The following is a 25034-nucleotide window of genomic DNA, read 5'->3' as shown; positions in this document are numbered from 1 at the left end:
CGGCTAGGGTGCGGCGATGGACGAGCTGAGGCACCTGTTCCGGCGCGCCGCCGACCACGCGGCCGACTACCGGCTGTCCCTGCCGGACCGGCCGGTCGGCGTACCCGTGGACCAGGCCGCGCTGAACGAGGCGTTCGCCGGCCCGCTGCCTGATGCTCCCACCCCGCCCGAGCAGGTCCTCGCGGAGCTGGTGGCCGCCGCCGAACCGGGACTCGTTGCCACCGCCGGGCCGCGCTACTTCGGCTTCGTCATCGGCGGCGCCTTGCCCGCCGCCACCGCCGCGGACATGCTGGCCGCCGGGTGGGACCAGAACGCGTTCAACGCCGTCACCTCGCCCGCCGCGGTGGCCGCCGAGTCGGCCGCCGGTACCTGGCTCAAGGAACTGCTCGGCATCCCGGCGACCGCGTCCGTCGGGTTCGTCACCGGCGGGCAGGCCGCCAACACCGCCGGGCTCGCCGCCGCCCGCCACCAGGTCCTCGCCGACGCCGGCTGGGACGTGGAACGACGCGGCCTGTCCGGCGCACCGGCGGTGCGCGTGTTCGCCGGCGCCGAACGGCACGCCACCGTCGACAGGTCGCTGCGGCTGCTCGGCCTCGGCACCGACGCGCTGCGCCCGGTACCGACCGGCCCGCAGGGCGCCATCGACCCGCACGCGCTGGCGGCGGCGCTGCGCGACGCCGGTCCCGGACCGACGATCGTCTGCCTGCAGGCGGGCAACGTGAACACCGGCGCGTGCGACGACCTGCGCCGCGCCTGTGACCTGGTCCACCGGTACGGCGGCTGGGCGCACGTGGACGGCGCGTTCGGGCTGTGGGCGGCCGTCAGCCCGTCGACCCGGCACCTGGTGGACGGGCTGGAGGCGGCCGACTCGTGGGCGTGCGACGGCCACAAGTGGCTGAACCTGCCGTACGACACCGCGTTCGCGTTCTGCGCCCGGCCCGACGCGCACGCGGCGGCCATGTCGCTCGCGGCCGCGTACCTCGTGGGTTCCGGTGGTGTGCCCGTAGGCGCGGAGCTGACCGCGGAGTCCTCGCGCCGCGCCCGTGGTTTCGCGGTCTGGGCGGGCCTGCGGGAGCTGGGCCGCGACGGCGTCGCCGCGCTGGTCGAGCGGTGTTGCGCGCTGGCCCGGCGGTTCGCCGACGGGCTGAGCGCGGCCGGGTTCGAGGTGGTGAACGACGTGGTGCTCAACCAGGTGCTGGTCGGGTTCGGCGACGACGCGCGCACCGACCGGGTGGTGGCGGCGGTGCAGGCCGACGGGACGTCCTGGGCCGGTGGGACGACGTGGCGGGGGCGGCGGCTGATGCGGATCTCGGTGTCGAACGCGACCACCACTGAGGCCGACGTGGACCGTTCCGTGGCGGCGATCGCCCGGCTGGCCCGCTGAGCGGCGTCAGCCGGGCAGACGCAGCAGGTGCCGCCCGGGGAACGGGCCGCCGTGCTCCCGCTCCCAGGTGGCGAGGTGGCGCTTCTTCTCCTCCGGCGAGGGGGCGAGGAAGTCGAAGTAGGCGAGGATCACCGTGCGGGCCTCGTCGACCGTGTACGACGCTCCCGACGGCACCGGGCCGAGGCTGTCCACGCTGACGCCGGTCGGCGTGCAGCGCACCACCGCGGAGTTGCCCTCGTACTCCTCGTAGTCCGAGCGCCCGGACATCACGTCGTCGATGCACTGCAGCAGCTCGAGGCAGTCCGGGGCGTAGGTCTGGATGTCGCTGACGAGCTGGGAGGCGAACGGGCGGAAACGCGCGTCGCCGCTGGTCATGGTGGGCGCGCCGTTCTGATTGCGCCCGAACTGGATGTCACCCACAGCTAGCGTCCCCCCACCGGCCAAGCCGAGTACCACGTCGTGCCACCGGGATTGTAGAAGCCCTCGACGAGCAGCCCGTTGGCCCTCCCCTGCCACTTGTTCGGGTCGTCCGGGTGCGGGCCGCCGGACCGGAACGCGCCCTCGATCGTCTCGTCGACCCGCTGCGGCGTCCAGTTGTCCGGGAAGAAGGTGCTCGAACCGCGCTTCTGACGCCAGACGCCGCCGTCGTCCTGCACGTCGACGCGGGCGCGGTACGTGCCGTCGGCGTGCCGTTCGAGGATCATCTCGCGGCCGTCCGCGTCGACGCGGACCCGGGCCCCCGGCGGGTTCTCCCCCATGAACCGGTGGTGGAAGCCGGTACCCCGGGGCGGATTGGCGTTGGTGTTCACGTGACCGCGGAAGATGTGCGCGTAGCGGCGGTGCCGCATCCGGGCCCGGAGCCACTTCTCCACCGGCGTGAAGAGACCTGCCTTTCCCCGCCTACCCACCGAGCACCGCTTCGGTCGCCATGTTCAGCAACTGGTCGATGAGGACACCGGTGATGAGCTTGAAGATCGGGATCTCCAGCAGTGAGGCACCGAAGGTGACCACCGCCGTGGCGACCGCCTGCGCGATCTGGATGGCCAGGAGCGTCAGCTGCACGATCACGTTGATCTTCAACGCCAGGACGATCCCGGCGCACACCATGAGCCCGGTCCCGATGAGCGCCGCCGCGGAGGCCCCGTCGTCCAGGTTGGTCTTCGCCGAGTCGGCCGCCTGCCAGCTCGTCTGGAAGCGTTCGATGGCGTCGTCGCGGTTCTGGGTCCACATCTGCTGCGCCGACCGGTCGGCGTCGGCCACCGGAGCACGGAGCCGGTCCGGGAAGGCGAGCCACGCCTGGCCCATCTCCAGCAGCTTCGTCTCGTCGGCCTCCGGCCAGGTGTAGCCGAGCATGCCGAGCAGGGACACCAGTTCTCCGGGCAGGGTCATTCCCATGTCAGCCGAGCACCTCACGGAAGCGGCCGAGGCTCTCAGTGATCATGCGTTCGGTCTCCTGGTAGTTGAGGCCCATCACCCGGCTCAGCTTGCCGATGTCCTCGATCTCGACGAGGTTCGCGTCGTAGCTCTCCAGCGCCAGGTCGCGGATCGTCTCGTACACCATCCCGATGAGCGAGCCGAGGTCGTCGTTGCCCCACGGCGTGCCGAAGGCCGCCAGCTCGGCGTCGAACGCGGACAGTGCGGCACGCATACGCTGCGCCGAGGCGACGATGTCGTCACCCGCCCCGATGATCGACTCGGGATCGATCTCGATCTCGCGGGCCATCAGCGCTCCCCTCCGTCGGTCATCGTCCCGGGTCCCGGATGGTCTGCATCACGCCGGTCAGCGCGCCGGTGAGCGCGGACATCTGGCGGACACTGGCCTCCTGCAGCTCGCGCAGCCGCGCGTCGAGCGCGGCCGAGCCGAGCCCCTGCGGTGCCGCCGCCGGGGGGATCTGCTCCAGCGCGCGGTTGACCGCGACCACCATCGACTCGCCGAGCTCCGCCGAGGACAGCCGGCGGGGCGGGCGGGTGACCTCCAGCCGGGTCAGCCGGGCCGAGCCGTCGACCTCCGCGCGCACGGTCCCGGCGTCATCGGATCCGCTCCACCGCTCGTCCCCGCCGTCCTCGGACGGCGTGCCGCCTGTTGCGGTGCCCAGCACGTCCATGACCTGGTGCAGGAGATCCGCCGGGCCGTTCGCCGGGACGTCCCCGCCGAGCCCGGTCGCCGGACCGGCCGTGGCGACGGCGTCGGCGATCGCGCCGTGGAGCCGGCGCATCGCCGCCTCGCTCTCGGCGAGGACGGCACCGAGGCTTCCGGTCAGCGCGGACAGGTCGGCCACCGGTTCACTGCTCGCCAGGCTGCCCCGGGACGCGGTCAGCGCGTCGTTCACCGCCTGCTCGACCAGGCGGCCCAGCTCGTCCTCGGACAACCGCATCAACGGCGCGGCCAACTCGACGGAGCGCAGCCTCCCGTCCTCCGCCGTCACCTCGACCTGGCCGTCGGCGGCCCGGCCGTGCGCCTCGGCGGTCACCCCGCCGGCGGTGTGGCCGTCGGTGGTCACGCCGCCAGCGGGGTGCGCGCCGGCGCGCAGGGCCGCCAGCTCCTCGCGGTAGCCGGAGACGCGCAGCGCGTAGTCGTCGGCCGCGGCGTCCTGTGTCATCCCGTTGCCTCCCCGTCACGGTCAACCAGACCCTAGCAACGCCCGGCACGCGGAGATGTCCCTCCACAGGGGAGCGCACTCATCACCGTGTCGTCACGGGGCCCACACGAAGCGCTACCGGTTGCTACCGTGTCGGGCACCGTTGTCCTCTGGGGAGGGTGGCCATGTGGGCGGACGAGGCCGCGCTGGACGCGGCGGCACGACGGCTCGACGAGTGGGAGTCGTCGCTGGCCGCCCGGGCGGCGCGCGCCCGGGACCTGTCCGCCCGCGCGCAGGCGCTGACCGGCACCGCCCGCAGCGCCGACGGGCTGGTCGAGGTCATCGTCGACGCGTCCGGGCTGCTCACCGGCCTGCGGCTCGACGAACGCGTCCGGCAGCACTCCGCCGCACACACCGCCCGGCAGATCCTGGCGGTCACCCGGGACGCCCGCGCCGACCTGCTGCGACAGCTCACCGAGGCCACCACCGAGACGCTCGGCGCGGACGACCCGGCCGCACGCGCGATCGTCGAGTCCCACCAGCGGCGGCTCGGCCCCGACCCGGACGCGCCGGATGCCGCCCGGTGACGGCCTCCAGGTCGACCCGGACGACCTGACCGCACACGCCGCCCACCTCGGCCGCTGCGCCGACAGCATCGACACCGCGCGGCAGGCCGGCCAGCACGTCCGGCTGAGCGCCGACGCGTACGGGCAGCTCTGCGCGATCATGCCGGCCCTGCTCGACGGTCTCCAGCGGACGCTCACCGACGGCATCGGCACCGCCGCCACCTCGGTCCGGGACACCGCCGGGAAGCTGCGGTCGAGCGCCGAGCGCTACCGCGCCTCCGACGCGCACGCCGCGGACCTGCTCGACCGGGTACGACAGCGTCGGTGACCACGAACCCGCTGGTCGCCGCCACCTCAGACACCGGCCCGAGTCCCTGGGCGGGCGTGTGGATCTGCGAGGACATCGAACTCATCGCTCAGGGCGTCCGCACCGGCAGCTGGATCGACGGCAGCCTCGGCGTGGTCAGCGCCGGCCTCGACGCGCTCGCCCTCGTGTCCGACCCGGCCGGGGCCCTCCTCCAGTACGGTATCGCCTGGCTCATCGAGCACGTCAAGCCGCTCAGCGAGGCCCTCGACTGGCTGGCCGGCGACCCCGCCGAGATCACCGCGCACGCGCAGACCTGGCGCAACGTCGCCGCGTCGCTGCGCGAGGACGCCGCCGAGCTGGCCCATGCCGTCCGCACCGAGGTCCCCGGGTGGACGGGCGCCGCCGCCACCGGCTACCGCCGCTGGGCGGCCGAGCAGCAGCAGGCCGTCACCGGGCTGGCGCAGGGCGCCGAGGCGATGGCAGCGATCACCGAGGGCGCCGCCGGCCTTGTCGCGGCCGTGCGGCTGCTGGTCCGCGACGCGATCGCCGCGTGCGTGTCCCGCCTGATCGTGTACGCGGCCGAACTGGTCGCCACGGCTGGGCTGGCGACGCCGCTGGTGGTGGAGCAGGTGACGACGACCGTGGCGTCGTGGGCGGCGCGGATCGGGCGGTTGCTGCGGGGGTTGCTGGCGAGTCTGCGGCGCCTGATACCGGAGATGCGGCGCCTCGGCGACCTGATCGGCAAGCTCCGCGAGGCGCTGAGCCGCTTGCGAGCGGCTGAGCCCGAAGCGGGAAACCTGAACCGGGTGCGCGGCAGAGGACGCGGACCCCGCATGCCGATGACCCTGGAGTCGGTGCAGCAGATCGCCGCGAAGTACGGCATCGAGACCTCCGACATCCGGTTCGTGATCGACAAGGGACGGTCGGCAATTCACGGCGTGACCAGGGCTGACCAGTCGGTCATGCTCTGCCGGAACGCTTTCCACAGCGAGGAGGACCTCGCCCGTACGCTCGCGCATGAGCGGTTCCACGTGGAGGAACTCCGCGCAGGGCGCCCGTACCCCCGAAACCGTGACGAGGCGATCGCATTCGAGGATCGTGCCTATGCTCACGAGGACCAGTGGTGGGAGAACCACCCGGTCAGACCGGAGGAGTAGCTGGTGGCTTCATTCGACGAGTGGCTCGACGCGTACGAAGTCGTCTACCGCACCCTGCCGGCCGAGTCCGACCACCAGTGCCCGAACTGCGGTCACCGGACCCTACGCATGGTGTTCACCACGCCGCCCGGCGCCGGGTACGGCTACGTCTCGTTCTGGTGCGACACCTGCCTGGAGGGCATCCACGTCTCTCGGGCTCCGGTTCCCGCCGGAGTGACCGCCCTGTCCACTGCCGCACCGATCGAGGAACGCACCAAGGGCATTCCCAACTACCGCCTGGTGACGTAGCTGAACCCCGTCCGGTGATCGGCTATGAGCCGAGGATCCCGCACTGCAACCGGACGGTGACCCGCTCGGTCACCACCTCCACCCCGCCGAGGGCATCGCGTACGTCGGCGGCGAACGCCGCGCGCTGCCACGAGGACGGCAGGTGTTCCGCGGACATGGCGGAGAAGACGCCGCCCACCATGTCGTCGACCGTCAGCGGGGCGTCGTACCGCACCGACGTCTCCTCGTACCGGTAACCGGCACGCACGAGCGCCTCCCGGTTGCGCCGGCGCCCGGCCTCGTCGGTCTGGCATCTCCCCATTACGGGGTGGCCGAGCATCCGTTCCAGGCATCCCCGCAGCGCGCGTGACCATTCGGTGTCCTGCGTCCACAGGGGTTCGCCGTTTGTGACGACGGCGATGCCGCCTCCGGGGCGCAGCAACGGCCGGGCCGCCTCGGACAGGGTGTCGCGGTCCATGAAGTGAATGGCGACGGCGACGGTCAGCGCACCGACACTCCCCCCGCTGAGCAGCCGGGACAACGCGGGCACATCACTGTCGCCGCCGAGCACCCACGTGGCGTTGGCGGTCCCCCGGTCCACTGCGGTACGCCGGGCGATCGCCAGCATGTCCGGTTCGGGGTCCATGCCGATGACCGCGCCCACCCGATCGGCGAGCGGGATGGTCAGCTGGCCCGTGCCGCAACCGAGGTCGACCACCGTGTCATCGGCGCCGAGACGGAAGGCTGCCGCCAGGGCGTCGAGCACCTCGGGCGGATAGCCGCGCCGATGCCGTGCGTAGTAGGTCGCCACCTCACCGCCGAAGCCCGTCGCCATGCCGGCAGCCTGCCCGCCGCGACCGTCCCGAGGCCAGCAGTTCTGCTCAAGGCACGCCCCAACCGCCGGGCCGGCGACGGCTTCGTCGTCCGGGCGCGCATCCTCACCCGGGAGCGCGCCGTGACCGCGCCGATCCGGGTGCTGGTCTGCGACGACCAGGCCCTGATCCGTACCGGATTCGCCACCGTCATCGGCGCGCAGCCGGACATGGCCGCGGTGGGCGACTGCGGCGGCCCGCCTGCTGGCCGGCATCCGCACCGTCGCCTCCGGCGCCGCGCCGCTCGCACCGGAGGCGACGCGGCAGGTCGTCGGCCGGTATGCCGCCCGGCCGAGGGCACGCTGACGGACGTGGGGCTGACGCCGCGTGAGCTGGAGGTGCCGCGGCCGTGTCGCACAGTGCCGCTGGTCTAGCCGCCAGGAAGCGACACACCGTCGTCGTCGAGAGGTGAGCCGTCCAGGGCGCGATCGGTCTCCGCGGCGGTCAGACGCACGATCACGTCGCCGTCGGAGGTCGGAAGGCGGGTGAACCGCAACAGGACGAACCCCGAACGGTTGCTGCCCCGCACACCGTTGCCGAGGGGCATCGTGTGCACACCCTCGACGAGCCATTGATAGAGCGGCTGCGCGTCCGCGTCACGCCAGCCCGTCAAGCCGGCGTGGTGAACCGCCAGGGTCAGCTTCTCCGCCAGGTACTCGGGGTCGCAGACGCTGGTGATCGTCAGATCGAGTTCCGCGAACCGGTGTGCCGGCCCGAAGCGCCACAGTGCCCGCACCTCGCGGACCCCCGGGGTCAGCGGCCGTCCGACGAACAACCAGTCGTACGCGTCCAGGAAGGGTGCGTGGCGCTTGAGCCAGCTCTCCCTTTCCCGCTCCCGCACGATCCAGGGCAGAGGGATCTCGTTGAACTCGTCGGTCCACACCACTTCGGGAATCTCCCAGGCATCGAGCCAGCTTCTGACGCGCTCCCGGTTGGCCAGGAACGCGGCTCGCAGTTCATCGCGCTGGCGGCGTCCGGTCATCGGATCACTCTCCGTAGTCCCAATCGAGGCCCCAGATGCGGACATTGCCCTGGTGGTCGCCGGTGACGACGGTGCCGAACGCGTCGTCGGCGCGTATCGCGTTGACCCGGACGTGGTGACCGTGCAGGGAGCGGATCCGGCGTCCGGCGCGCAGGTCCCAGACGTCGACGGTCTGCTCTCCCGGGTCTCCGGCCACCGCGAACCTCCCGTCGGGCGAGACCACCACCTCCTCGACCCCGGTGAGGCTTCCGGCCGGGCCGTCGAGAGCCCTCCCGTCGAACACCAGCTCTCCGCTCGCGGCGTCCCACACGACGAAGCCGGTCAGCCCGGCGATGACGGCGAGCCGACGGGAGTCCGTGAAGGCCAACGTTGCCGACGAGCTGTGCTTGACCCGGTCGAGCCGGTACGACGGGCGCCTGTCACCCGGTCGCCACGCGGCCAGGCGGGTCATCTCGGCCAGCAGCAGCATCCCGGAGGCGAACCGGATCTCCGTGTGCGGGTCGACGTCCGCAAAGGTCTTCACCGGCTTTCCGGTATTCATCGACCGGACCTCCACGGCGGCCGCGTCCTGGGTTCGCAGCTGCACGGCGATCGAGCGGGACGCCTCGTCGGCCGTGACGCCGACGATCGTGCCGGGTCCGGTGCGGACCGTCGCGACGCAGGCGGCCGCCTCCAGCGACCACACCGTCGCCAACCCGTGGCCGAAGCCGACCGCCAACAGGTCGCCCGAGATGTCGAGCGTGGTGTTCCCGTCGTCGCGAGGCAGGGCGCCGGCCACCTTGAACCGGGGCTGGAACGTCCTGGTGTCGTGGCAGGCGACCGATCCGTCCGAGTAGCCGATGATCACGTCCCGGCCGCCCCTGGCGAAGGACAGGCTGACGGCCGGGTTCCGCCGCTCGGTGACCCCGCCTGCCTTCTCCAGCGTCTCCAGGTCGAAGATCTCGACCTCGTCGACGTTGGCGGCGAAGGCGAACAACCGGCCGGAGGCGCCGATGTCGAAGGTGCCACGGGTGAGCATGACATCGGACAGCTCCTGCTCCAGCCAGATGCCGGTCAGTCCGGTGCGCCGCAGGCTCCGGCCCAGGGCCCTGGAGGCCCGGCGTAGCCGCGGGTGACGTTCGTGGCCGGGAACGGCACGCGCCTCGCGGATCGCGTCTGCTGCGCGCCGTTCCTCTCCGGCCGCGATCATCGCCTCGACGCGTTCCATGACCTGGTCGAACGCCCGCTCGTCGCGCGCGAGGGCACCGACCGGGCGGGGCGGCGCGTACGACCAGGGAGCAAGGTGTCCGCTGAGTGGCATGGGAAGTCGGGAGAGCGAGGTCTGGCCACTGTAGCCGTGCGATTCGGCGATGACGGCGTAGCCGCAGTCCCCGCTGAACGCCGTCGCGTCGCGGCGTGAACCCCGCGCCCAGTCCTTCGGGAAGGTGCGGACGCATCGGCGGATGGCGAGTTCGAGGACCTGAAGGTCTCCGGTCCCGGGGTCGAGCAGAGCCCAGCCGGCCCGGCCGGAGATGCCGAGCATGCGGTATCCGGTCAGCCAGGGGATCTCCCACCGTCGCGGTTCGTCCCAGACCCGCATGTCCACCACTGTCAGGGACTGGTAGCCGATCCTCAGGACGGTCGACCCGTCCGGCGCCAGGGCGACCTTCTGGCCGTCGCCGTCCATCTCGTCGGTGGGTATGTGCAGGCCCCGCATCCTCGTGTCCCGCATGGGCCACCACTGCTCCACCCGGTGGTCGACGGCGGAGCCGGGACGGCCCAGTGAGGCGGAGACGCACACCTCGGCGTCCGGGCCGAGGATCACCCGGGTGACAGTGCCGTCGTGGGGCCGGATCTCGGCGACCGGCTTCCACGCGCCGGTGCGGAAGACGAGGACGCGGCCGTCGGCCGTACCCACAGCCGCGAAGCCACCCTCGGGGCTGAGCGCCACGGCTGTTCCTCCGTCCAGCCGGCCTTCGAGGTGGGCCGTGCCGTCGGCGAGCCGCCACCGCTCGACGCGGGAGTCCTGGTAGCAGACGAGGATCCGCGCTCCGGCGTGGTCGATCGCGACGTCGACGGGAGCCGGGCCGGAGGCGGCGAGTTCCGCGACGACCCGGCCCGCGAAGGCGTCCCAGACCCGCACCCGCCCTGACCTCTCGGCCACCACCACGTGTGTCGCGTCGTGATCGCAGGCCATCGCGACGACCCGGCCGGACAGCTGCCCGAACACCTCGAGCGTGCCCCTCGGCTCCAGTCGGGCACAGCGCTCCCGCGCGGCCGCGATCTCCGGCGATCCCGGATGCTTGCGGTCCGCCTCAGCCAGGTGCCGGGCCGCGAGGACGCCGTCACCGCGTTCCATGTGCACCATCGCGGCCAGGTAGTCCGCCTCCCAGGAGTCGCCCGTGGCGCGCAGCTCCGACAGGAGGGTCTCGTCGGTGAGCAGGCCGTCGGCCCATTTGAGGAGCCCGTGGTTGTAGACCGCGCGGACGTTGTGCGGGTCGATCGCCTTGGCCCGCTCGAACATCTCGATCGCGCGGCGTTGGTCGCCGAGGTCCCACAGGGACAGCGCCTTGTTGGACAGGCCGTCGGCCTGGAGAGACGGCGACACCTCGTCGGGGCGCGGGTAGGGACCAGATGCGCAGTCCGCGTAGACGTTCAGCAGGACGGCCTCCGCCTCGGCGGTGTCGCCGATCCTCGACCGGGGGTCGCGCACCAGGCAGCCGGACAGGAGGTCGCGCAGCGGCCCCGGGAGATCACCGCGCACCGTCGTCAGCGCATCCGTACCGTCGTGTCCCCACTTCCAGAGCCGGCGCCCGTGCAGCAGCTCGATCACCGTCAGCGCCCAGGACCACATGTCGCTGGCCCGGCCGATCCGGCCCTCCGGATCGACCTGTTCCGGCGAGCAGTACTGCGGTGTGAAGCCGCCGAGCGTCGCGTACGAAATCTTGTCGCCACCCTGCGGGGGCGCGGAGACGGACGCCTTCGCCTTGGCCGTGCCGAAGTCGGTCACCCTCGCCGTCTCGCCGTCATACATGACGTTTGAGGGCTTGATGTCCTGATGCACCAGACCTGCCGCGTGCGCGTGGCCGATGCCGCGCAGCATCTGGATCGCGACGTCGAGGGCCCGCGGGAGGTCGCGGCACCGCCCGTCCCGGACCGCCGCGGTCAGGTCACCGCCCGCGACCCATTCGGCGAAGATCACCGGGTACGCGCCGACGCGCTGCACGTAGTTGCAGCCGACCACGTTCGGATGGGGATCGAGATCGGTCCAGGCCTGCGCCTCCTGCGCGAGCAGATCGAGGATCCCGGGCGCCGAGGCCAGGTCGGGGCGCGGCGTCTTCACCGCCAGGTCGACGCCCCAGGCGAGGTGATGGGCGCGGTACACGAACCCCGTGCCGCCCGTCTCGACGACCGCCTCGATGCGGAACGTGTCGAGGACGGTCTCCCCCGGCCGCCACCGGATGACCTGCCCCGCGTCCACGCCGAGGCCCTAGTCGACGAGCGCCACGTAGATCGGGCTGCCCAGCAGCGTGCCGTTCGGGCCCGGCTTCTCGGCCAGCCGCTTCGCGACGAACTCGACCCGTTGCGCCGGCCCCGGGAGCGCGGCCCCGATCTGCGCCAACGACTCGTGGAAGCGCTCGTCGTCGAACTCGCCCGGGTCGGCTCGCAGTTCCTGGAGCTTGCGGAACAGGTACGGCGGGACCGATCCGACCGGTTCGGCGTCACCTCCACCGACCACGTGCGACGCCGACCCGCCGAGGACGATGACCTGGTCGTCGAGCGTCCCCGCGAAGACCACGATGCCGACGGTCGGGAAGACCTGCCAGCGCATCTCCAGGCAGGCCTGGACGTAGGGTCGTTCCTCGTAAGCGGCGCCGATCTGGTCGGCGTCCTGCAGGTGCCGGATCACCTTCTCCAGCTTGTCGAGGTCGTGGCGCTCGGGCAGCACCGCCTTGCGGCTGTAGCGGACGACCTTCAGGTCCACGGCGAGCTCAGTCTCGTGCTGCGCGGAGGAGACGACCTGCGCCGCAAGGAGCCCGATCTTGAGATGCGACAGATAGAGGTAGTACTTGAGGCTCAAGATGTACTCCGGTTACGGGGAGACGTCCGAAGCCCACCCTACGTGGCGCACGCTCGCGATGCTGACCCTCAATCGACGACGATCGGTGTCCGCGCGGGCCCCTCGCACCGACGCGACCACCTCCCCTGCTGAGCACGTCAGCGAAGGACGCGGCGGGAGCAGGGGCCGTCATGGTCGGCGCGGAGCAGGCACCGCCGGCCGCCGGGCATGAGCAGGTCGCAGAAGACCCGATGGCGTACGTTCTGGTCGTCCTCGGCCGACACGGTGGTCTCCCCCGGGTCGGCCTGCGGCAGCATCCCGGTCCACCGGGCGACGACGCGGGCCAGGCGCTGCGCGGCGGGCAGGTCGGCGGCGGTCACCGGCAGATGAATGACCCAGCGTCCGGTCACCGGCGCTCGCCGTTCGCCAGCCGCGCCTGCTCGGACTGCCAGCGCCGCAGCGCCACCTTGATCCGCAGGGTCTCCTGGCGGTGCCTGGTGATCTCGGCGTGGAGCGAGGCCATGTCGCCGGCGACACGGCCGAGGTAGGCGTACACCGCGTCGGGGTCGAGGCCGCGGCGCCCGAACCGGGCGGGCGGGAAGCGGCGCTCGCGCACCTGCCACGGCAGCAGTGAGGGGTACGCGGTCGTCCCGCTACCCCGCCCCGGTCGATCGCTACGGCTGCTCATCGGACTGTCCTCCTTGTCGTGGAAGGGGTGGGCTCGCCTGCCCGTCCCGCGCCGGCGCGCCCACCCCGCCCTGACACCGCAGCTTCGTTCAGCGGTACGGCACCAGGGCTGCTCAACGGATCACCGATCGACAGGCACAGCGGCCGGGCCGTAGAGATCGCCAGGCCGTCGTGCCGGTAGTCATCCTGTGACAGTGCGCAGTGGACGCGCAACGTTCCAAGGGCGCATTTCTGGTTTGTGCATTGACTTATTTCGTGGAAACGAGTAGACGTTGCAGAGCTACGTCACTCGTTGTTGCCGGATGGAACCAGGGAGTGCCCGGATGGCGGAAGACATCGGTTCGACCGTGCCGCGCCGACAGCTCGGCCGGCTGCTACGCCAGTTCCGCAACGAGGCCGGCGTGACCCTCGACGCCGCCGCCGAGGCGCTGGAATACAGCCGGCAGAAGATCTGGCGCATCGAGTGCGGCCTCGGGCCGGTGCGGGTGCTGGACGTCAAGGCGATGTGCGAGCTGTACGGCGTGTCTACGGAGATGACCGAGGCGATGCGAGGGCTGGCGGCGGAGACGAAGTCGAAGGGGTGGTGGCACGCGTACGGGGACGCGGTGCCGAGCTGGTTCGAGCTGTACGTCGGCCTGGAATCCGCCGCCGCCCACCTCCGGGAATACGGCGACAACTTGATCCCCGGCTTGCTTCAGACTCGCGCCTATGCTCTGGGCCTCTACCAGCCCGGCAGCCGACTCAGCGTTGAAGAACGCGAGCGCGCGGTCGAGGTGCGACTCCAGCGGCAGAGTCTCCTAACCCGCAGGCTGCCGCAGCCCCCACGCTTGGACACAGTGTTGTCCGAGGCGGTACTCCGGAGGACGGTTCATGGACCAGGGGTCATGACCGGCCAGCTCACCCGTTTGCTCGAAGTCTCGGAACTTCCGAACGTTTCCCTGCGCGTCGTGCCCTTCGCGGCCGGCCCTCACCCGGGGTCAGTCGCCGGCTCGTTCGTCATCCTCGACTTTCCCATCAGCAAGGGAGGTCGAGCCGCTGAGCCGTCTGTCGTCTACAGCGAGTCCCTCACCGGAGCGCTCTACCTGGACAAGCCAGACGAGTTGCGCGCCTATGAGAACGCCTGGACCGGGCTGGATGCGCTGGCGTTGAGTGAGGCAGAATCGAGAGACATGATCAAGAGGGTCATCGGAGAGACACGTCATGACTGACCTGACCGGCGCCGCCTGGCGCAAGAGCACCCGCAGCGGCGACAACGGCGGCAACTGTGTGGAGGTCGCCACCAACCTCCCCGGCATGGTCGCGGTACGGGATTCCAGAGACCCCGGCGGCCCGCTATTGAGCTTCGAGCCGGCCGCCTGGGCCGCATTCGTGGCCACGATGAGAAGCGACAGGTCGTCTGAGGTGAGCGTCAGCGTGTAGTCATCAGATTCGGGCACAAGCGCGCTACCGGCTCTGGCCGACATCTTGCGGCCGCAGACCAGGGCATCGGTATGCCGTGTGCTCGCTTCGGTGCCGCATCCAGAACACCACGTCGAGGGTGCGCAGGCGCGATACCTCCTGCGGCAACCTCGCCTGAGCCTGCAGTTCCGCGAGGCGCCCAACGAGCATGCCGCTGTCCTCGCGAAGACGGCCGTGCAGCCAGCGCCAGAACCCCCTGCGGGTCCCGAACGCGCAGGAGACGACTTCGTCGTAAACGGGCACCAGCGCCGGGCGCTTTCGCGCCAGCAGCTTTCCTGCAATCACCCAGCCGATACCGTCGGCCTTTTTGACAAGACGCCATGCTCGGTCGGCGTGGCTTCCATCGTCGACGAAGGCAAGGGCACCTTCATCGCTCAGGTCGACGCCGGTCGGGATCTCAGCCAGGTGAGCCGACAGCTCCCGGCCAAGCCGCCCCTGCAGCAGGTCGAGGGCCGTCTGAGGGGGCACCCGCACGCTGAGCAACTCGATCGCGATCAGGTCGTCGGCGGTGATGACGTTGCAGGAATCCGGACGGTCCCCACCGCCACCGAGCCGCTCGAACTGGCTTCCGGTACGAGGCGTCGCACCTCCGAGCCCGAAATACGCTTGAAGCTCGGGTACCGAGCGAGGACTGTCCAAGGCCGCAAGAACTTCGACGAGAGACAGTGGACGTCTCATGCCCCACTTCCGATCGCCACGCGCCGCCGAATCTCCTTGAGCGCCACCACATCACCGGCTCGTGCGTCCTCGGCGGACCAGAAGTCCAGCCCGTCGGTTGCCCTACGTGTGGCACTGATCTCTGGTCCGTACACATCGATCTTCACCGCCTCGCCGGCGGCGCTGGGGGACGCATGAGTACGGTTGCCGTACCGGATGGTGCCATCGGCGAGCAGTTCGGCAACATACTGTTTGCCGAGGTATTTCGCATACAGCTTGGTACCGGGACGCAGTCGGCCAGCCCTGATCAGGTCGACAAGCTTGATTGCGCGCTCCGCCTCCGAAACCGGTCGCTTGGCGGTACGACGGGTCGCGGACGCAGGTGGTTGCGATCGAGGAGGCCGCGGGGTCGGCAATACAGCCGGTGCGGCTGCTGGCGCCATTGCCCCACGGGCCACCACCGCCGGACCGGTGCCAATGCCGGTGGCAGACGCGGCGGACGAAGGGAAATCGAAGCTGGCGCGCACTCTGACGAGGCTGGATCGCACCTCATCCCGCGTCAGCCGGCCGAGCCGGCGATCGAGCATCGCCACCATCTCGGGTGCAGGCTCTCCTGCCTCGAACAGTTTTCGCAGCTCCGCATGTACCTGCCGGTCTACGAAGTAGCCCTTCCACAACTCTTCGATGCGGTTGTCGCGCATGTTCTCCTTGCTGAGCAAGGAGAGCAGCTCGACAGCGCCCTCGAAGTCCTCCTCGAACCGCACGGCGCGAAAGAGCTTGTGCTCGATGGGGACCGGAGCGTGGGCGTTGTAGACGCGCCATTCCGCCCCGTCCGTCAGGGCAACCCACTCCACACCCGCGACGGCGGCATAACTGATGGTCTGGTTGGCCCATCGCGGATCGTCGAGATTCTCTCCGAGCCCTTTGGCCTCGATGAACAGGCGTGGGGTGCGCAGCAGCAGGAGAGCGTAGTCCACGGGGTTGTCGGCGCCACGGCGCCGATACTCACGATGGACCTCGTCGACGTCGAAAAGGTCCCAGCCCAGGGCTCCGATGATCGGCTCGATGAGTCCGGCCTTGGTGTTCTGCTCACCGATGCGCTGGTGTTGGCGCCGGAAGCGCGCCAACCGGTCAAGGCATTGCTTGACGGCGTCTTCCAGTTCGAACATGCTCCTCATCTTTCACGCTGTGTTGCCCCGGACGAAGTCCGGCCCGTCGATCCGGGCGTCTCTTCCCCCAGCCGATGCAGGTGGTTCAATAGCGCTTGAATCTCAGCTGCCGGCGCAGACCCTGACCCGTGGAGCGCGCCGATGTCACGCCGCAGTCCCTCCAGTTGATGCCGCGCCTCGGGAACGTCACCCAGGCCAGCGATAAGCATGGCGATCTGCTGCCGTAGGGGAAAGAGTTCCGGCGACTCCGGCCGCATCACCTGCTGCTCCTCGGCGAGAAGCGCCCGCAGTTCTCTCAACGCCTCGGTCGCCTCGCCCAGCTCCGCCTGGCAGCTCGCCGCCTGCTGCCGACACTGCCAGATCAATTCCTCGTCCGGCACGGGACGCTTGGCGAGGTCGACAACGAGCCGCTGGAACTCCGGAAGCGCCTGCCGGAACGCGCCGGCCAGGACGTACAGGTTGGCCAGGTTGAGCCGCAGCTCCAGGATTCGCGGCTGCCTTGCCGCGTGCCCGCCGCTGATCGGCCGCAACACCGATTCGAGCAGCTCGGCGGCCTGGGTGAACCGCTCTTCCTCGGCGAGCTCCCAGGCGCGCTCCTCCACCTCGGCGAGCTGGTCGAGCGACGGCGGCTCGACGATCTCTGCCGCTGCTCGTGGACGGACGATGTCGACGCGCGTCGGCGGCAGCGGGGAGCGGGGCGGCAGCGGCCCGAACGGATACCGGTACGGCATTGTCGGGTCGACCCGCTGCCCGTCCGCCACGGTCGGGGCAGCGTCGGCTGCCTTCTCGGCATCGACCGCTCCGAACGGTGCCAGCAGCTCGTAGACCTCGGCCGCCGACTCGGGCCGGTGCTGCGGGTCCTTGGCAAGCAGCCGTACGAGGAGGTCCACCAGGACGTCCGGCACGCCCGCGCGGTGCTCCTGTACCGACGGGACGGGGTCGTTCAGGTGCCGGTGCAGCATGCCGAGTGGGTTATCGGCCCGGTACGGCGGCTTGCCGGTGAGCAGCTCGAACAAGACGCAACCGAGTGCGTAGAGGTCAGTGCGCGGACCCACGGCACTGTTGAGCGCCTGCTCGGGAGCCATGTAGGTGGGCGTGCCCAGCGTGTGACCAGTGGCGGTCAGCCGTGGCACGTCCGGTCCAAGCAGGGCGGCCACCCCGAAGTCGAGGACCTTGACGGCGCCGCTGGGGGTCACCATGACGTTCTGCGGCTTCAGGTCACGGTGCACGAGTGAGGCCGCATGCGCCACCGCCAGTACCGAGCAGATCTGTGTGCCGATGGCGGCCGCCCACGGAACGGCGAGCCAACCACGCTCGGCGATCAGGTCGGACAGGAGCACACCCGGAACGAGCTGCATGACGATGTAGAGATCGTCACCGTGGTGGCCGACGTCGTGCACGCTCGGCACCCCGGGGTGGTCCAGGCGGGCGGTCACCCGGGCCTCACGGATGAACCGGTCGACAGCGGTGTCACGGTCGGCTTCGGACACGGCGAGCTTACGCAGGAACTTGATGGCGACGGGCCGGTCAAGCTTCTCGTCGAAGCCCGCCCACACCTCCCCCATACCGCCGTGACCGATCGGATACGTCAGTTCGTATCGATCCGCGACTCGTTCCTGCGCGTGCATCCGTCTCCCCCGGCAGCCCTGTCAGACGACACCAACGAGTCGTCGGCTAGTACCGCTCCCCATAGATGTCGAGCAACTCCTGATAAGCCTCCCGGACCGCGTCGTCCGCACCGGGATCGTGCGCCGCGTTCTCAGCCGCCACGGCAGCGAGTTCGAGCGCGTTACGCACCCGGGTCAGTTCCGCCTCCGTCTCGTCCCACAGCGTTGTCACGCGCTGCCGCTGTTCGGTCAGCGCCTTGCCCACGCTGCTCGTCGAGTCCCCCGCCGGGCTAGGCTGCCGGCGCCCCATCTGAGTACGCAACTGCTGCCGGCGGCTGAGCACGTCGCTCGCCTCCCAGAGCGCCTGGGCCAGGATCTGCCCGCCCTCCGCGGCGTCCATCACACGGTCCACCTCGGGCAGCGCCCGTCCGGCTCGCTCCGCCAGCTCCACCAGGTCGAGGAAGTCTTCCCGGTCCTCGTCCTCGGTCAGGGTGTGGTGCAGGGCAGGAAAGGCCGCCTGGTCGGGCGCCTCGATCTGAGGTGGCGGCTTCGTCGCCGTGATACCGGCGAGCCCGAGGCACAGCAGGAGTGCGACCAGGAACAGAATCACCAGCAGTGGCGCGCCCGCGGAGCACAGCACGACGGAGATGAGCACCGCGACGGTGCAGAGCACGACGACGCCAGGAAGCTTGGACGGCTCCGGGGTGGTCGGGACCGCCCGCAGGTCGGTGATGCTGCCCCACTTGTGCCGACGTGGCGAGCGGGTCACCTTCAGCGGGGTGAGCGCGGTCATGACCCGGGACTCGTCCACCGCGATCCAGAGGTGGAAGGTGGGCTCGGACGGGGACAACCGTCCTCCTCTCGGCGAGGTGCAAAGGGTCAGGCGATGCCCTTGCGGCGGCGGATCATCTGGTACGCCTGCCGGCGCGCGAACTGGTTGAGCTGCGACCGCAGGCTCTCGTCGTCGAGGTAGCGCTGCATCAGCTTGCCGTTGTCGTCGTGGCGGGACAGGATCACGTCCTCGATCCGCTTGTCGCAGACGACGCCGAAGTTGCTCTCGTCGTTGACGAGCGCTGCGGCTTCCAGCGTGCCGTCCTCGGCCAGGGCAACGATCTGCTGCTCGACCCAGACCTTGTCCGCCTCGCCCAGGCCGATACCGAACCGGTCGTTGAACACGTCGATCAGTTCCGAGAGCGCGACCTTCTCCGGGTCGTGTTGCGAGCCGGCGCCACCGCCGACGAAGCCAGGCAGCATCTGTTCCCCCTCGGGGGACAGCGAGGCGTCGTGCTCACCGGTCTTGCTGACCCGCAGGTGGGTCAGCTGCACCTCGCCGATATCGACGGACGGGTCCTGCCGTCGCGGGAGCCGGTTGAGCAGCGCACGCCCGTACAGGTAGAGCCGCTCCAGTTCCTCGTCGTGGTAGGGCACCACCTGGCTGAGGAACGCGTACATCCGGGTGTAGTCGCGCAGCGCGGACCGAAAGCCGTCCGCGGCCTCCGGGTCGTCGGCGGCCAGGGCGTTGAAGCGCTGGACGGCCGGCTCGGTGAAGCGGTAGAGGGCGGCGTGGGCCCGCTGGAGCCCCGTCTCCGTGGTTGCCTTCCGCTCCGCTTCCAGCAGCGCCTCGGCGTACGCCTGCATCTCCGAGTCGACGAGGACCGGGTAGCCAGTGACCGTGTTCTGCGCGGTGTAGAGCAGGTTCGGGTCGGTGGGCGTGGTGGCTGCGGTTTCGAAGTACGGCTTGAACTGCTCGGCGATGTCGCCGGCCTCGTTGACGAAGTCGAGAACGAACACGTCACCCTGCGTCTTGAGCGGATGGGTGCGGTTGAGCCGGGACAGGGTCTGCACCGCGGCGACGTTCTTGAGCAGCTTGTCGACGTACATGGTGGTGAGCAGCGGCTGGTCGAAGCCGGTCTGGTACTTCTCGGCAACGACCAGGATCTTGTACTCGGTGTCCTGCTTGGCCTTCGGCGTCCCGGCGTGCTTGTCGTCGGCGGCGGTGTAGCTGAACTTGCCGGGAAGCTCACCCTCACCGAAACCGTTGATCCGCGCCTCGGTGTGCTCGACGCCGTCGACCTCCAGGTCGCCGGAGAACGCCACGAGGGAGTCGCAGCCGACGTAGCCCTGCATCTCGACGTACTTCTTGATGGCGGTGTGCAGACGGACGGCGGCCTCGCGGGAGCCGGTGACCACCAGGGCCTTGGCGCGTCCGCCGAGGCGCGGCGCGGTGTGCTTGCGGAAGTGCTCGACGATGATCTCCGCCTTCTGGGCCTGCATGGTGGGATGCAGGCTGGCGAAGCGGGCGAGCTGGGCGCCGGCCTTCTTCGGGTCGACCTCCGGGTCGTCGGGGTTGGCGTTGGCCAGCTTCCAGTACGACTTGTAGGTGAGGTAGTTGCGCAGCACGTCGAGGATGAACCCCTCGTCGATGGCCTGCCGCATCGAGTACGTGTGGAACGGCTGTGGGTTGCCGGTGACCGGGTGCGGCGTGCCGAACAGTTCGAGCGTCTTCGGCTTCGGGGTGGCGGTGAACGCGAAGTACGACAGCGTCTCGTGCCGGCCACGGGCCAGCGCCGACGCCGTGAGCAGGTCGCCCGACTCGTCGACGTCGTCGCTGCCGAGTTTGAGCAGCACCTTCTTCAGCGCGGCAGCCGAGTCGCCGGACTGCGACGAGTGCGCCTCGTCGACGATGACCGCGAACCGCTTGCCCTTGAGCCCCTGCACCTGGTTGAGCACGTACGGGAACTTCTGCATCGTGGTAATGACGACCTTGGCCGTCTCACCCTGAAGCGCGGCGGCGAGCTGAGCGGAGTCCTTGTCGATCCGCTGCACCACGCCGGGCACGTGCTCGAACTGGAAGACCGTGTCCTGCAACTGCCGATCGAGGACGACCCGGTCCGTGATGATGATGACCTTGTCGAAGACCGGCTCGTTGGGACGCAGCCCGTCCTTGGCGATGTCGGGTGCGGTGTGCAGGCTGGACAGCCGGTGCGCCAGCCAGGCGATGGTGTTCGACTTACCGGACCCTGCCGAGTGCATGACCAGGTAGTTGTGACCCGACCCGTGGCGGGCCGCGTGGTCGGTGAGCTGGGTGACCGCGTGCCATTGGTGGTAGCGCGGGAAGATCAGCGCCTTGGTTTCCTTGTCGTAGTGCAGGAACCGCCGGACCAGGTCCATGAACACGTCGGGGTGCCAGATCTGCTCCCACAGGTAGGAGCTGCGGTAACCCTTGTCCGTGGCCGGCGGGTTACCTGCCCCACCGGACACGCCGGGCCCGTTCGACCCGGTGTTGAACGGCAGGAACCGGGTCTTCTCCCCCACGAGCTTCGTCGTAACGAAGACCAGGTCGGGATCAACGGCGAAGTGCACGAGGGTACGCCGGGCGAAGAGCAGTTCCTTCGGGTCGCGCGTCTTGCGGTACTGCTCCTTGGCGTCCTCGACGGTCTGCCCGGTGAGCGGGTTCTTCAGCTCGGCGGTCGCCAGGGGGATGCCGTTGATGAAGAGGACCAGGTCGAGGGTGTTGTTGTTGCTTGTCGAGTAGGCGAGCTGGCGGGTGACGGTGAGGCGGTTGGCGCGGTAGAGCTTGAGCGCGTCGTCGGTGATGGCGTGGGCGGGCTTGAAGTAGGCGAGCCGGATCAGGACGCCCTTGTCCTTCACGCCACGGCGGAGGACGTCGAGGGGGCCACGCTCGTCGATTTGCTTGGCGAGGTACTGGGCGAACTGACGTTGCGCCTCGTCGGGGTTGTTCCCGTGATAGGTCAGCAGTTTCGTCCACGCGTCCGGCTGGGTCGCTCCGATGAATGCGGACAGTTCGGCGGTGTCCAGCCCCACTTGTACGTTGTAGTTGCTCGCCGTTCCATCCAGCCAGCCCGAACTTCGTAGCACCCCTTGAATGGCTACCTCGAACAAGCGCTCCTGATGAACGGGATTCACAGCCCCACCTCCCGCGCTGTCGCGACGTCTATCTGCCCGGTAACCGTCGCCTTGATCAGCGCCTGCCGTCGCTCCACAAGCAACGCCCTCTGCCGATTAAGGCCGCAGCGAAGGCTATCCGCCCATTTCATAGCTTCATCGAGACGCCGGACCCGCCGATCCTGTTCGGCTATCGAGGGTAGAGCAATGACGGTCTCCGCGACATTCGTCAATCCCAAACCGACCTTAGCACCACCGTAGCTAGACATCGTCAGAGACATTTTCGCACTGGGAGCTTTTAGTGAATAGGCGAGCCATCTTGGATGGCAACGCTCGACAATCGGCCTAAGCAGGGCAACATGTTGGCTTACATTTCCACCAATCGCCCACTCCTCGACAAGTCCAACCGATCCAATGTCCGCCGTGATAGAAACAAGGACATCGCCGGCTCGAGTCCGCGTTCGCTCACGTTCGGCACCTCCAGGAACATCAACGAAGGCCAGGTTATCTGGAAGCAGTGCGATCCCACTTCGGGGAATGTTGCCAATACGAATGAACGGGATACCTGTGTCCGCGATCAGAGATCCCCAGCCGCGAGGACCACTCGTCAAGCGGCTGACGATACGCTTGACGGCGATAGCTGGAGCATCAGAGATGGAGGTTTCCTGCTGAAGAAGACTGGCCTCGCGTTCACCAACAAGTTGCTCTTGCTTGATTAGGAGACTCTCAGCCCTCCGCAATAGCGTTACCTGATCATCAAGGAAGTCGGCGATGCGACGCTGCTCTTCCAAGGGTGGGATCGGGACCGAGATCTCACGGACTTGAGCCTCGCTTACATAAGGGAGCGGCCCACCGGGAGATAACTCCCCCAGATCGATGGTCGAGAAAAGGTGAAGCCAATAGCGCGAGTCGCCCCCATGAGGCACGATCGCCATCATATTATTGTCGATGAAGCACTCGCGAAGAGTTCGGGCTCGCGCATTCCCCAGAAGCGCGGCGCCCACCTTCGGAAATACGACAGAACCCGGGGGTACGATGCGAGCACCAAGGCGGCGAGCCTGAGCGCGTGAAATATAGTTCGCGGCCGATTTTATACCGGAATCATTTCCAGGGAACCGCATGTCCGACACCTTCGCGAAAGGAAAGTCGCCCTCGGTGGAACCCTGATACTCCGGAGGGAAGCCAGAACCGCCGATAGTACGCGCGACGCGTCCGACCCGTTGTCGGGGCCAATTAGCAGCAGCCATCATGCCCTCACCGCGCTGACTAGCGCGCGAATTTCTTCATCCATCGACGAGATCTCGGCGTCAATCTCGGACAGAGGCCGGAGGGGCTGGTAGACATAGAAATGGCGAGTAAAAGGGATTTCATACCCGACCCTAGTCTTGGTCTCGTCGATCCACGCGTCTGGGACGTGCGGCAGCACCTCGCTCTTGAGGTAATCGCGAACGTCCTCATGCAGCGGCGCATGCTCGCTGTCGCGTAACTCCGCGTCCGGCAGCGGGTTGCCCTTGCGGTCCGTCTGCACCTCGCCCTCCGGGTCGCTGACCGAGAACGCCTCCCACACCGCCTTCTCCACCGCCGCCGGCAGCTTCCCCAGCCCGTTCAGCTTCATCGCGAACTCGGCCCGCGTCCCCGAGGACGTACCGATCAGCGACTTCGCCGTCGCCAGGAGCGTCTCCCGCTCGGCGTACTTGAGGACCGCCTTCGCCTCCGCGAGTAGCGCAACCGTCTCCTCCGTGACCTCGAAACGCAGCCGAAGCGGGCGCTCGACGGTGATTCGTTGGTAGCCGAAGTCGGTGGTCTTGAAGACCTTCACCTTGGCGTGCTGCGGGTGCTCCGGGTCGTCCGCGATGGCCAGCGCGTTCACGTACGCCCGGGTCAGGTCGGCAATGTGGTCGTCGGTGAGCATCTTGCGCTTGTCGCCGAGGCTCTTGCGCATCTTCGTCCAGTAGTCGCGGCCGTCGAGTAGCACGACCTTCCGGCTGCGAGCCGGGTCCTTCCGGTTGGTGAGAATCCAGAAGTAGGTGGAGATGCCGGTGTTGTAGAAGAGCTGGTCGGGCAGCGCGACGATGCCCTCCAGGAGGTCGTTCTCCAGGATCCAGCGGCGGATTTCCGACTCCCCCGACCCAGCAGCGCCGGTGAACAGCGGCGAGCCGTTGAAGACGATGGCGAGGCGGCTGCCGCCGTCCTCGGGGCGCTTCATCTTCGAGATCATGTGCTGGAGGAAGAGCAGCGAGCCGTCGTTGATCCGGGGCAGCCCGGCGCCGAACCGGCCGGCGTGGCCGCGGGCCGCCTCGTCCTTGACGAACTTCTCGACCTTCTTCCACTCCACGCCGAACGGCGGATTGGCGAGCATGTAGTCGAAGCGTTCGCCCTCGTGGCCGTCCTGGTTGAACGAGTTCCCGAAGGCGATCTTCGTCGGGTCGCCGCCCTTGAGCATCATGTCGGAGCGGCAGATCGCGTACGTCTCGCCGTTGAGCTCCTGACCGTAGACCTCGACGGTGGCGTGTGGGTTGTGGGCCTGGATGTGCTCCTGCGCCTCGGTGAGCATGCCGCCGGTGCCGCAGGCCGGGTCGTAGATCTTGCGGACGATGCCGGGAGTGACCAGGTCGTCTTCGTCGGGAGCCAGCAGCAGGTTGACCATCAGCTTGATGACCTCGCGCGGGGTGAAGTGCTCACCGGCGGTCTCGTTGCTGATTTCCGAGAAGCGGCGGATCAACTCCTCGAAGACGTAGCCCATCTGGTGGTTGGAGACCACGTCGGGGTGCAGATTGATGTCGGCGAACTTGGCGACCACCTGGTAGAGCAGCCCGGCCTCGGCGAGGCGGCTGATCTGGGTGTCGAAGCCGTACTTGTCCAGCACATCGACAGCGCCCGGCGAGAACCCGCCGATGTAGGCGCGCAGGTTGAGGGCGACGTGGTCCTGGTCGCCGAGCAGCTTGCGGAACGACATCTCGCTCGTGTTGTAGAACGACAGCCCGGCTGCCCTCCGCAGCACCGGGTCCATGTTCTGCACGCCGGCGTCCTTGAGCTGCTGGTGCCGGGCGAGCACCGCGTCCTTCGTCGGCTCCAGCACGCAATCAAGCCGTCGCAACACTGTCAACGGGAGGATCACTCGTCCGTACTCGGACTGCTTGTAGTCGCCGCGGAGCAGGTCGGCCACGGACCAGATGAAGTTGGCCAACTCTTGGTGCTTGGTGCTCACCAGTTTCCTTTCGATTGCCTTAAGACAAGCAGTATCACTGCCGTCCTGCATCGTTGTAGTCGCCCACTCGGCCGAAACGATCAACCGAGCGTCAGCGTGTCGTCTCAGGCGGAGGATGCACGGCGGGCCACCGGCCCGCAGGCTTCCGCATCTGTCACCGAAGCGCCGCCCCCGCGTCGGATATCTGAC

25 protein-coding genes and 1 pseudogene are annotated in these 25034 nt (G+C 69.0%); 8 read left to right on the top strand and 18 right to left on the bottom strand.

Annotated features, from left to right (window positions below; genetic code table 11):
• The first annotated feature begins 16 nt into the window (after positions 1-16).
• Entirely contained in the window at positions 17-1384 is a 1368-nt protein-coding gene (locus O7611_RS13350; RefSeq protein WP_269696926.1) for a pyridoxal phosphate-dependent decarboxylase family protein, read from the top strand.
• Between the two features lie 6 nt (positions 1385-1390).
• Here the strand turns inward: O7611_RS13350 and O7611_RS13345 are convergent, their stop codons facing one another.
• The 5 genes from O7611_RS13345 to O7611_RS13325 are packed head-to-tail and all read right to left on the bottom strand — an operon-like array spanning position 1391 to position 3984.
• Entirely contained in the window at positions 1391-1804 is a 414-nt protein-coding gene (locus tag O7611_RS13345; protein WP_128136620.1) for a hypothetical protein, read from the bottom strand.
• A 2-nt stretch (positions 1805-1806) separates the two neighbouring features.
• Entirely contained in the window at positions 1807-2256 is a 450-nt protein-coding gene (locus O7611_RS13340; protein WP_120569991.1) for an EndoU domain-containing protein, read from the bottom strand.
• A gap of 28 nt (positions 2257-2284) precedes the next feature.
• Positions 2285-2779, bottom strand: coding sequence for a WXG100-like domain-containing protein (locus O7611_RS13335; RefSeq protein ID WP_120569992.1), 495 nt, complete (start codon positions 2777-2779; stop codon positions 2285-2287).
• A 1-nt stretch (position 2780) separates the two neighbouring features.
• Positions 2781-3107, bottom strand: a complete 327-nt coding sequence (locus O7611_RS13330; RefSeq protein ID WP_091427010.1) for a hypothetical protein — start codon at positions 3105-3107, stop codon at positions 2781-2783.
• A gap of 19 nt (positions 3108-3126) precedes the next feature.
• Entirely contained in the window at positions 3127-3984 is an 858-nt protein-coding gene (locus O7611_RS13325; protein WP_269696925.1) for a hypothetical protein, read from the bottom strand.
• Positions 3985-4148: 164 nt separating this feature from the next.
• On the opposite strand from O7611_RS13325, the gene O7611_RS13320 reads away from it, so the two are divergent.
• The 4 genes from O7611_RS13320 to O7611_RS13305 are packed head-to-tail and all read left to right on the top strand — an operon-like array spanning position 4149 to position 6281.
• Positions 4149-4550 (top strand): YbaB/EbfC family nucleoid-associated protein, encoded by a 402-nt coding sequence (locus O7611_RS13320; RefSeq protein ID WP_269696924.1) that lies wholly within the window; start codon positions 4149-4151, stop codon positions 4548-4550.
• Positions 4537-4857 carry a type VII secretion target gene (locus tag O7611_RS13315; RefSeq protein ID WP_194802458.1) on the top strand — a complete coding sequence of 107 codons (321 nt, stop codon included), beginning with the start codon at positions 4537-4539 and terminating at the stop codon, positions 4855-4857. Before O7611_RS13320 ends, O7611_RS13315 begins: the two co-directional genes overlap by 14 nt.
• A complete protein-coding gene (locus O7611_RS13310) occupies positions 4854-5993 on the top strand; it encodes a WXG100 family type VII secretion target (protein WP_269696923.1) in 1140 nt (379 codons plus the stop codon). Before O7611_RS13315 ends, O7611_RS13310 begins: the two co-directional genes overlap by 4 nt.
• A gap of 3 nt (positions 5994-5996) precedes the next feature.
• Entirely contained in the window at positions 5997-6281 is a 285-nt protein-coding gene (locus O7611_RS13305) for a hypothetical protein (RefSeq protein WP_194802457.1), read from the top strand.
• A gap of 22 nt (positions 6282-6303) precedes the next feature.
• Here O7611_RS13305 and O7611_RS13300 read toward each other — a convergent pair whose 3' ends face one another.
• Positions 6304-7095 carry a class I SAM-dependent methyltransferase gene (locus O7611_RS13300; protein ID WP_269696922.1) on the bottom strand — a complete coding sequence of 264 codons (792 nt, stop codon included), beginning with the start codon at positions 7093-7095 and terminating at the stop codon, positions 6304-6306.
• Positions 7096-7215: 120 nt separating this feature from the next.
• Between O7611_RS13300 and O7611_RS13295 the strand changes: the two are divergent.
• Positions 7216-7479 (top strand): annotated as a pseudogene (locus O7611_RS13295) (hypothetical protein); the annotation flags it as partial.
• A gap of 23 nt (positions 7480-7502) precedes the next feature.
• On the opposite strand, the gene O7611_RS13290 reads toward O7611_RS13295, so the two are convergent.
• The 5 genes from O7611_RS13290 to O7611_RS13270 all read right to left on the bottom strand — a co-directional run bounded on the left by O7611_RS13290 (position 7503) and on the right by O7611_RS13270 (position 12841).
• On the bottom strand, positions 7503-8114 hold the full coding sequence (locus O7611_RS13290) for a hypothetical protein (RefSeq protein ID WP_194802455.1): 612 nt from the start codon (positions 8112-8114) through the stop codon (positions 7503-7505).
• A gap of 4 nt (positions 8115-8118) precedes the next feature.
• The gene (locus tag O7611_RS13285) at positions 8119-11574 is read right to left on the bottom strand and encodes a protein kinase domain-containing protein (RefSeq protein ID WP_269696921.1); all 3456 of its coding nucleotides are present in this window, start codon (positions 11572-11574) and stop codon (positions 8119-8121) included.
• 9 nt (positions 11575-11583) lie between these two features.
• On the bottom strand, positions 11584-12174 hold the full coding sequence (locus O7611_RS13280; protein ID WP_187692925.1) for a DUF7019 family protein: 591 nt from the start codon (positions 12172-12174) through the stop codon (positions 11584-11586).
• 137 nt (positions 12175-12311) lie between these two features.
• Positions 12312-12563: a hypothetical protein gene (locus O7611_RS13275; RefSeq protein ID WP_187692926.1), complete on the bottom strand. Its 252-nt coding sequence runs from the start codon at positions 12561-12563 to the stop codon at positions 12312-12314.
• The gene (locus tag O7611_RS13270) at positions 12560-12841 is read right to left on the bottom strand and encodes a DivIVA domain-containing protein (RefSeq protein ID WP_187692927.1); all 282 of its coding nucleotides are present in this window, start codon (positions 12839-12841) and stop codon (positions 12560-12562) included. Before O7611_RS13270 ends, O7611_RS13275 begins: the two co-directional genes overlap by 4 nt.
• Before the next feature lie 322 nt (positions 12842-13163).
• Here O7611_RS13270 and O7611_RS13265 point away from each other — a divergent pair, with 322 nt between their 5' ends.
• Positions 13164-14048 carry a helix-turn-helix domain-containing protein gene (locus tag O7611_RS13265; RefSeq protein ID WP_269696920.1) on the top strand — a complete coding sequence of 295 codons (885 nt, stop codon included), beginning with the start codon at positions 13164-13166 and terminating at the stop codon, positions 14046-14048.
• Positions 14041-14259 carry a DUF397 domain-containing protein gene (locus tag O7611_RS13260; RefSeq protein ID WP_269696919.1) on the top strand — a complete coding sequence of 73 codons (219 nt, stop codon included), beginning with the start codon at positions 14041-14043 and terminating at the stop codon, positions 14257-14259. The genes O7611_RS13265 and O7611_RS13260 overlap by 8 nt, the downstream gene beginning before the upstream one ends.
• 24 nt (positions 14260-14283) lie before the next feature.
• On the opposite strand, the gene O7611_RS13255 is transcribed toward O7611_RS13260, so the two are convergent.
• The 7 genes from O7611_RS13255 to O7611_RS13225 all read right to left on the bottom strand — a co-directional run bounded on the left by O7611_RS13255 (position 14284) and on the right by O7611_RS13225 (position 24896).
• Complete coding sequence (locus O7611_RS13255; RefSeq protein WP_187692930.1) at positions 14284-14976, bottom strand: DUF6308 family protein; 693 nt, start codon at positions 14974-14976, stop codon at positions 14284-14286.
• Complete coding sequence (locus O7611_RS13250) at positions 14973-16124, bottom strand: hypothetical protein (protein WP_222948845.1); 1152 nt, start codon at positions 16122-16124, stop codon at positions 14973-14975. Before O7611_RS13250 ends, O7611_RS13255 begins: the two co-directional genes overlap by 4 nt.
• Before the next feature lie 5 nt (positions 16125-16129).
• A complete protein-coding gene (locus O7611_RS13245; RefSeq protein WP_269696918.1) occupies positions 16130-17752 on the bottom strand; it encodes a serine/threonine-protein kinase in 1623 nt (540 codons plus the stop codon).
• Between the two features lie 46 nt (positions 17753-17798).
• Entirely contained in the window at positions 17799-18581 is a 783-nt protein-coding gene (locus O7611_RS13240) for a hypothetical protein (RefSeq protein WP_187694418.1), read from the bottom strand.
• A 29-nt stretch (positions 18582-18610) separates the two neighbouring features.
• Complete coding sequence (locus O7611_RS13235) at positions 18611-21556, bottom strand: type I restriction endonuclease subunit R (RefSeq protein ID WP_269696917.1); 2946 nt, start codon at positions 21554-21556, stop codon at positions 18611-18613.
• A gap of 98 nt (positions 21557-21654) precedes the next feature.
• Entirely contained in the window at positions 21655-22758 is a 1104-nt protein-coding gene (locus tag O7611_RS13230) for a restriction endonuclease subunit S (protein ID WP_269696916.1), read from the bottom strand.
• 125 nt (positions 22759-22883) lie between these two features.
• Positions 22884-24896 carry a type I restriction-modification system subunit M gene (locus O7611_RS13225; RefSeq protein ID WP_269696915.1) on the bottom strand — a complete coding sequence of 671 codons (2013 nt, stop codon included), beginning with the start codon at positions 24894-24896 and terminating at the stop codon, positions 22884-22886.
• Positions 24897-25034: the final 138 nt, after the last annotated feature.

Source organism: Micromonospora sp. WMMC273 (assembly GCF_027460285.1).
Lineage (GTDB): Bacteria > Actinomycetota > Actinomycetes > Mycobacteriales > Micromonosporaceae > Micromonospora > Micromonospora aurantiaca.
The sequence above is the reverse complement of the archived record's forward strand: the minus strand, read 5'-3'. Positions and strand labels throughout refer to the sequence as shown.

What these genes read in the sequence shown, in the direction of transcription:
- O7611_RS13255 (WP_187692930.1), bottom strand. Translation starts at nt 14,976, where the DNA reads ATGAGACGTCCACTGTCTCTCGTCGAAGTTCTTGCGGCCTTGGACAGT.
- O7611_RS13315 (WP_194802458.1), top strand. Translation starts at nt 4,537, where the DNA reads ATGCCGCCCGGTGACGGCCTCCAGGTCGACCCGGACGACCTGACCGCA.
- O7611_RS13290 (WP_194802455.1), bottom strand. Translation starts at nt 8,114, where the DNA reads ATGACCGGACGCCGCCAGCGCGATGAACTGCGAGCCGCGTTCCTGGCC.
- O7611_RS13325 (WP_269696925.1), bottom strand. Translation starts at nt 3,984, where the DNA reads ATGACACAGGACGCCGCGGCCGACGACTACGCGCTGCGCGTCTCCGGC.
- O7611_RS13270 (WP_187692927.1), bottom strand. Translation starts at nt 12,841, where the DNA reads ATGAGCAGCCGTAGCGATCGACCGGGGCGGGGTAGCGGGACGACCGCG.
- O7611_RS13260 (WP_269696919.1), top strand. Translation starts at nt 14,041, where the DNA reads ATGACTGACCTGACCGGCGCCGCCTGGCGCAAGAGCACCCGCAGCGGC.
- O7611_RS13300 (WP_269696922.1), bottom strand. Translation starts at nt 7,095, where the DNA reads ATGGCGACGGGCTTCGGCGGTGAGGTGGCGACCTACTACGCACGGCAT.
- O7611_RS13320 (WP_269696924.1), top strand. Translation starts at nt 4,149, where the DNA reads ATGTGGGCGGACGAGGCCGCGCTGGACGCGGCGGCACGACGGCTCGAC.
- O7611_RS13350 (WP_269696926.1), top strand. Translation starts at nt 17, where the DNA reads ATGGACGAGCTGAGGCACCTGTTCCGGCGCGCCGCCGACCACGCGGCC.
- O7611_RS13225 (WP_269696915.1), bottom strand. Translation starts at nt 24,896, where the DNA reads ATGCAGGACGGCAGTGATACTGCTTGTCTTAAGGCAATCGAAAGGAAA.
- O7611_RS13250 (WP_222948845.1), bottom strand. Translation starts at nt 16,124, where the DNA reads ATGTTCGAACTGGAAGACGCCGTCAAGCAATGCCTTGACCGGTTGGCG.
- O7611_RS13265 (WP_269696920.1), top strand. Translation starts at nt 13,164, where the DNA reads ATGGCGGAAGACATCGGTTCGACCGTGCCGCGCCGACAGCTCGGCCGG.
- O7611_RS13335 (WP_120569992.1), bottom strand. Translation starts at nt 2,779, where the DNA reads ATGGGAATGACCCTGCCCGGAGAACTGGTGTCCCTGCTCGGCATGCTC.
- O7611_RS13245 (WP_269696918.1), bottom strand. Translation starts at nt 17,752, where the DNA reads ATGCACGCGCAGGAACGAGTCGCGGATCGATACGAACTGACGTATCCG.
- O7611_RS13230 (WP_269696916.1), bottom strand. Translation starts at nt 22,758, where the DNA reads ATGCGGTTCCCTGGAAATGATTCCGGTATAAAATCGGCCGCGAACTAT.
- O7611_RS13330 (WP_091427010.1), bottom strand. Translation starts at nt 3,107, where the DNA reads ATGGCCCGCGAGATCGAGATCGATCCCGAGTCGATCATCGGGGCGGGT.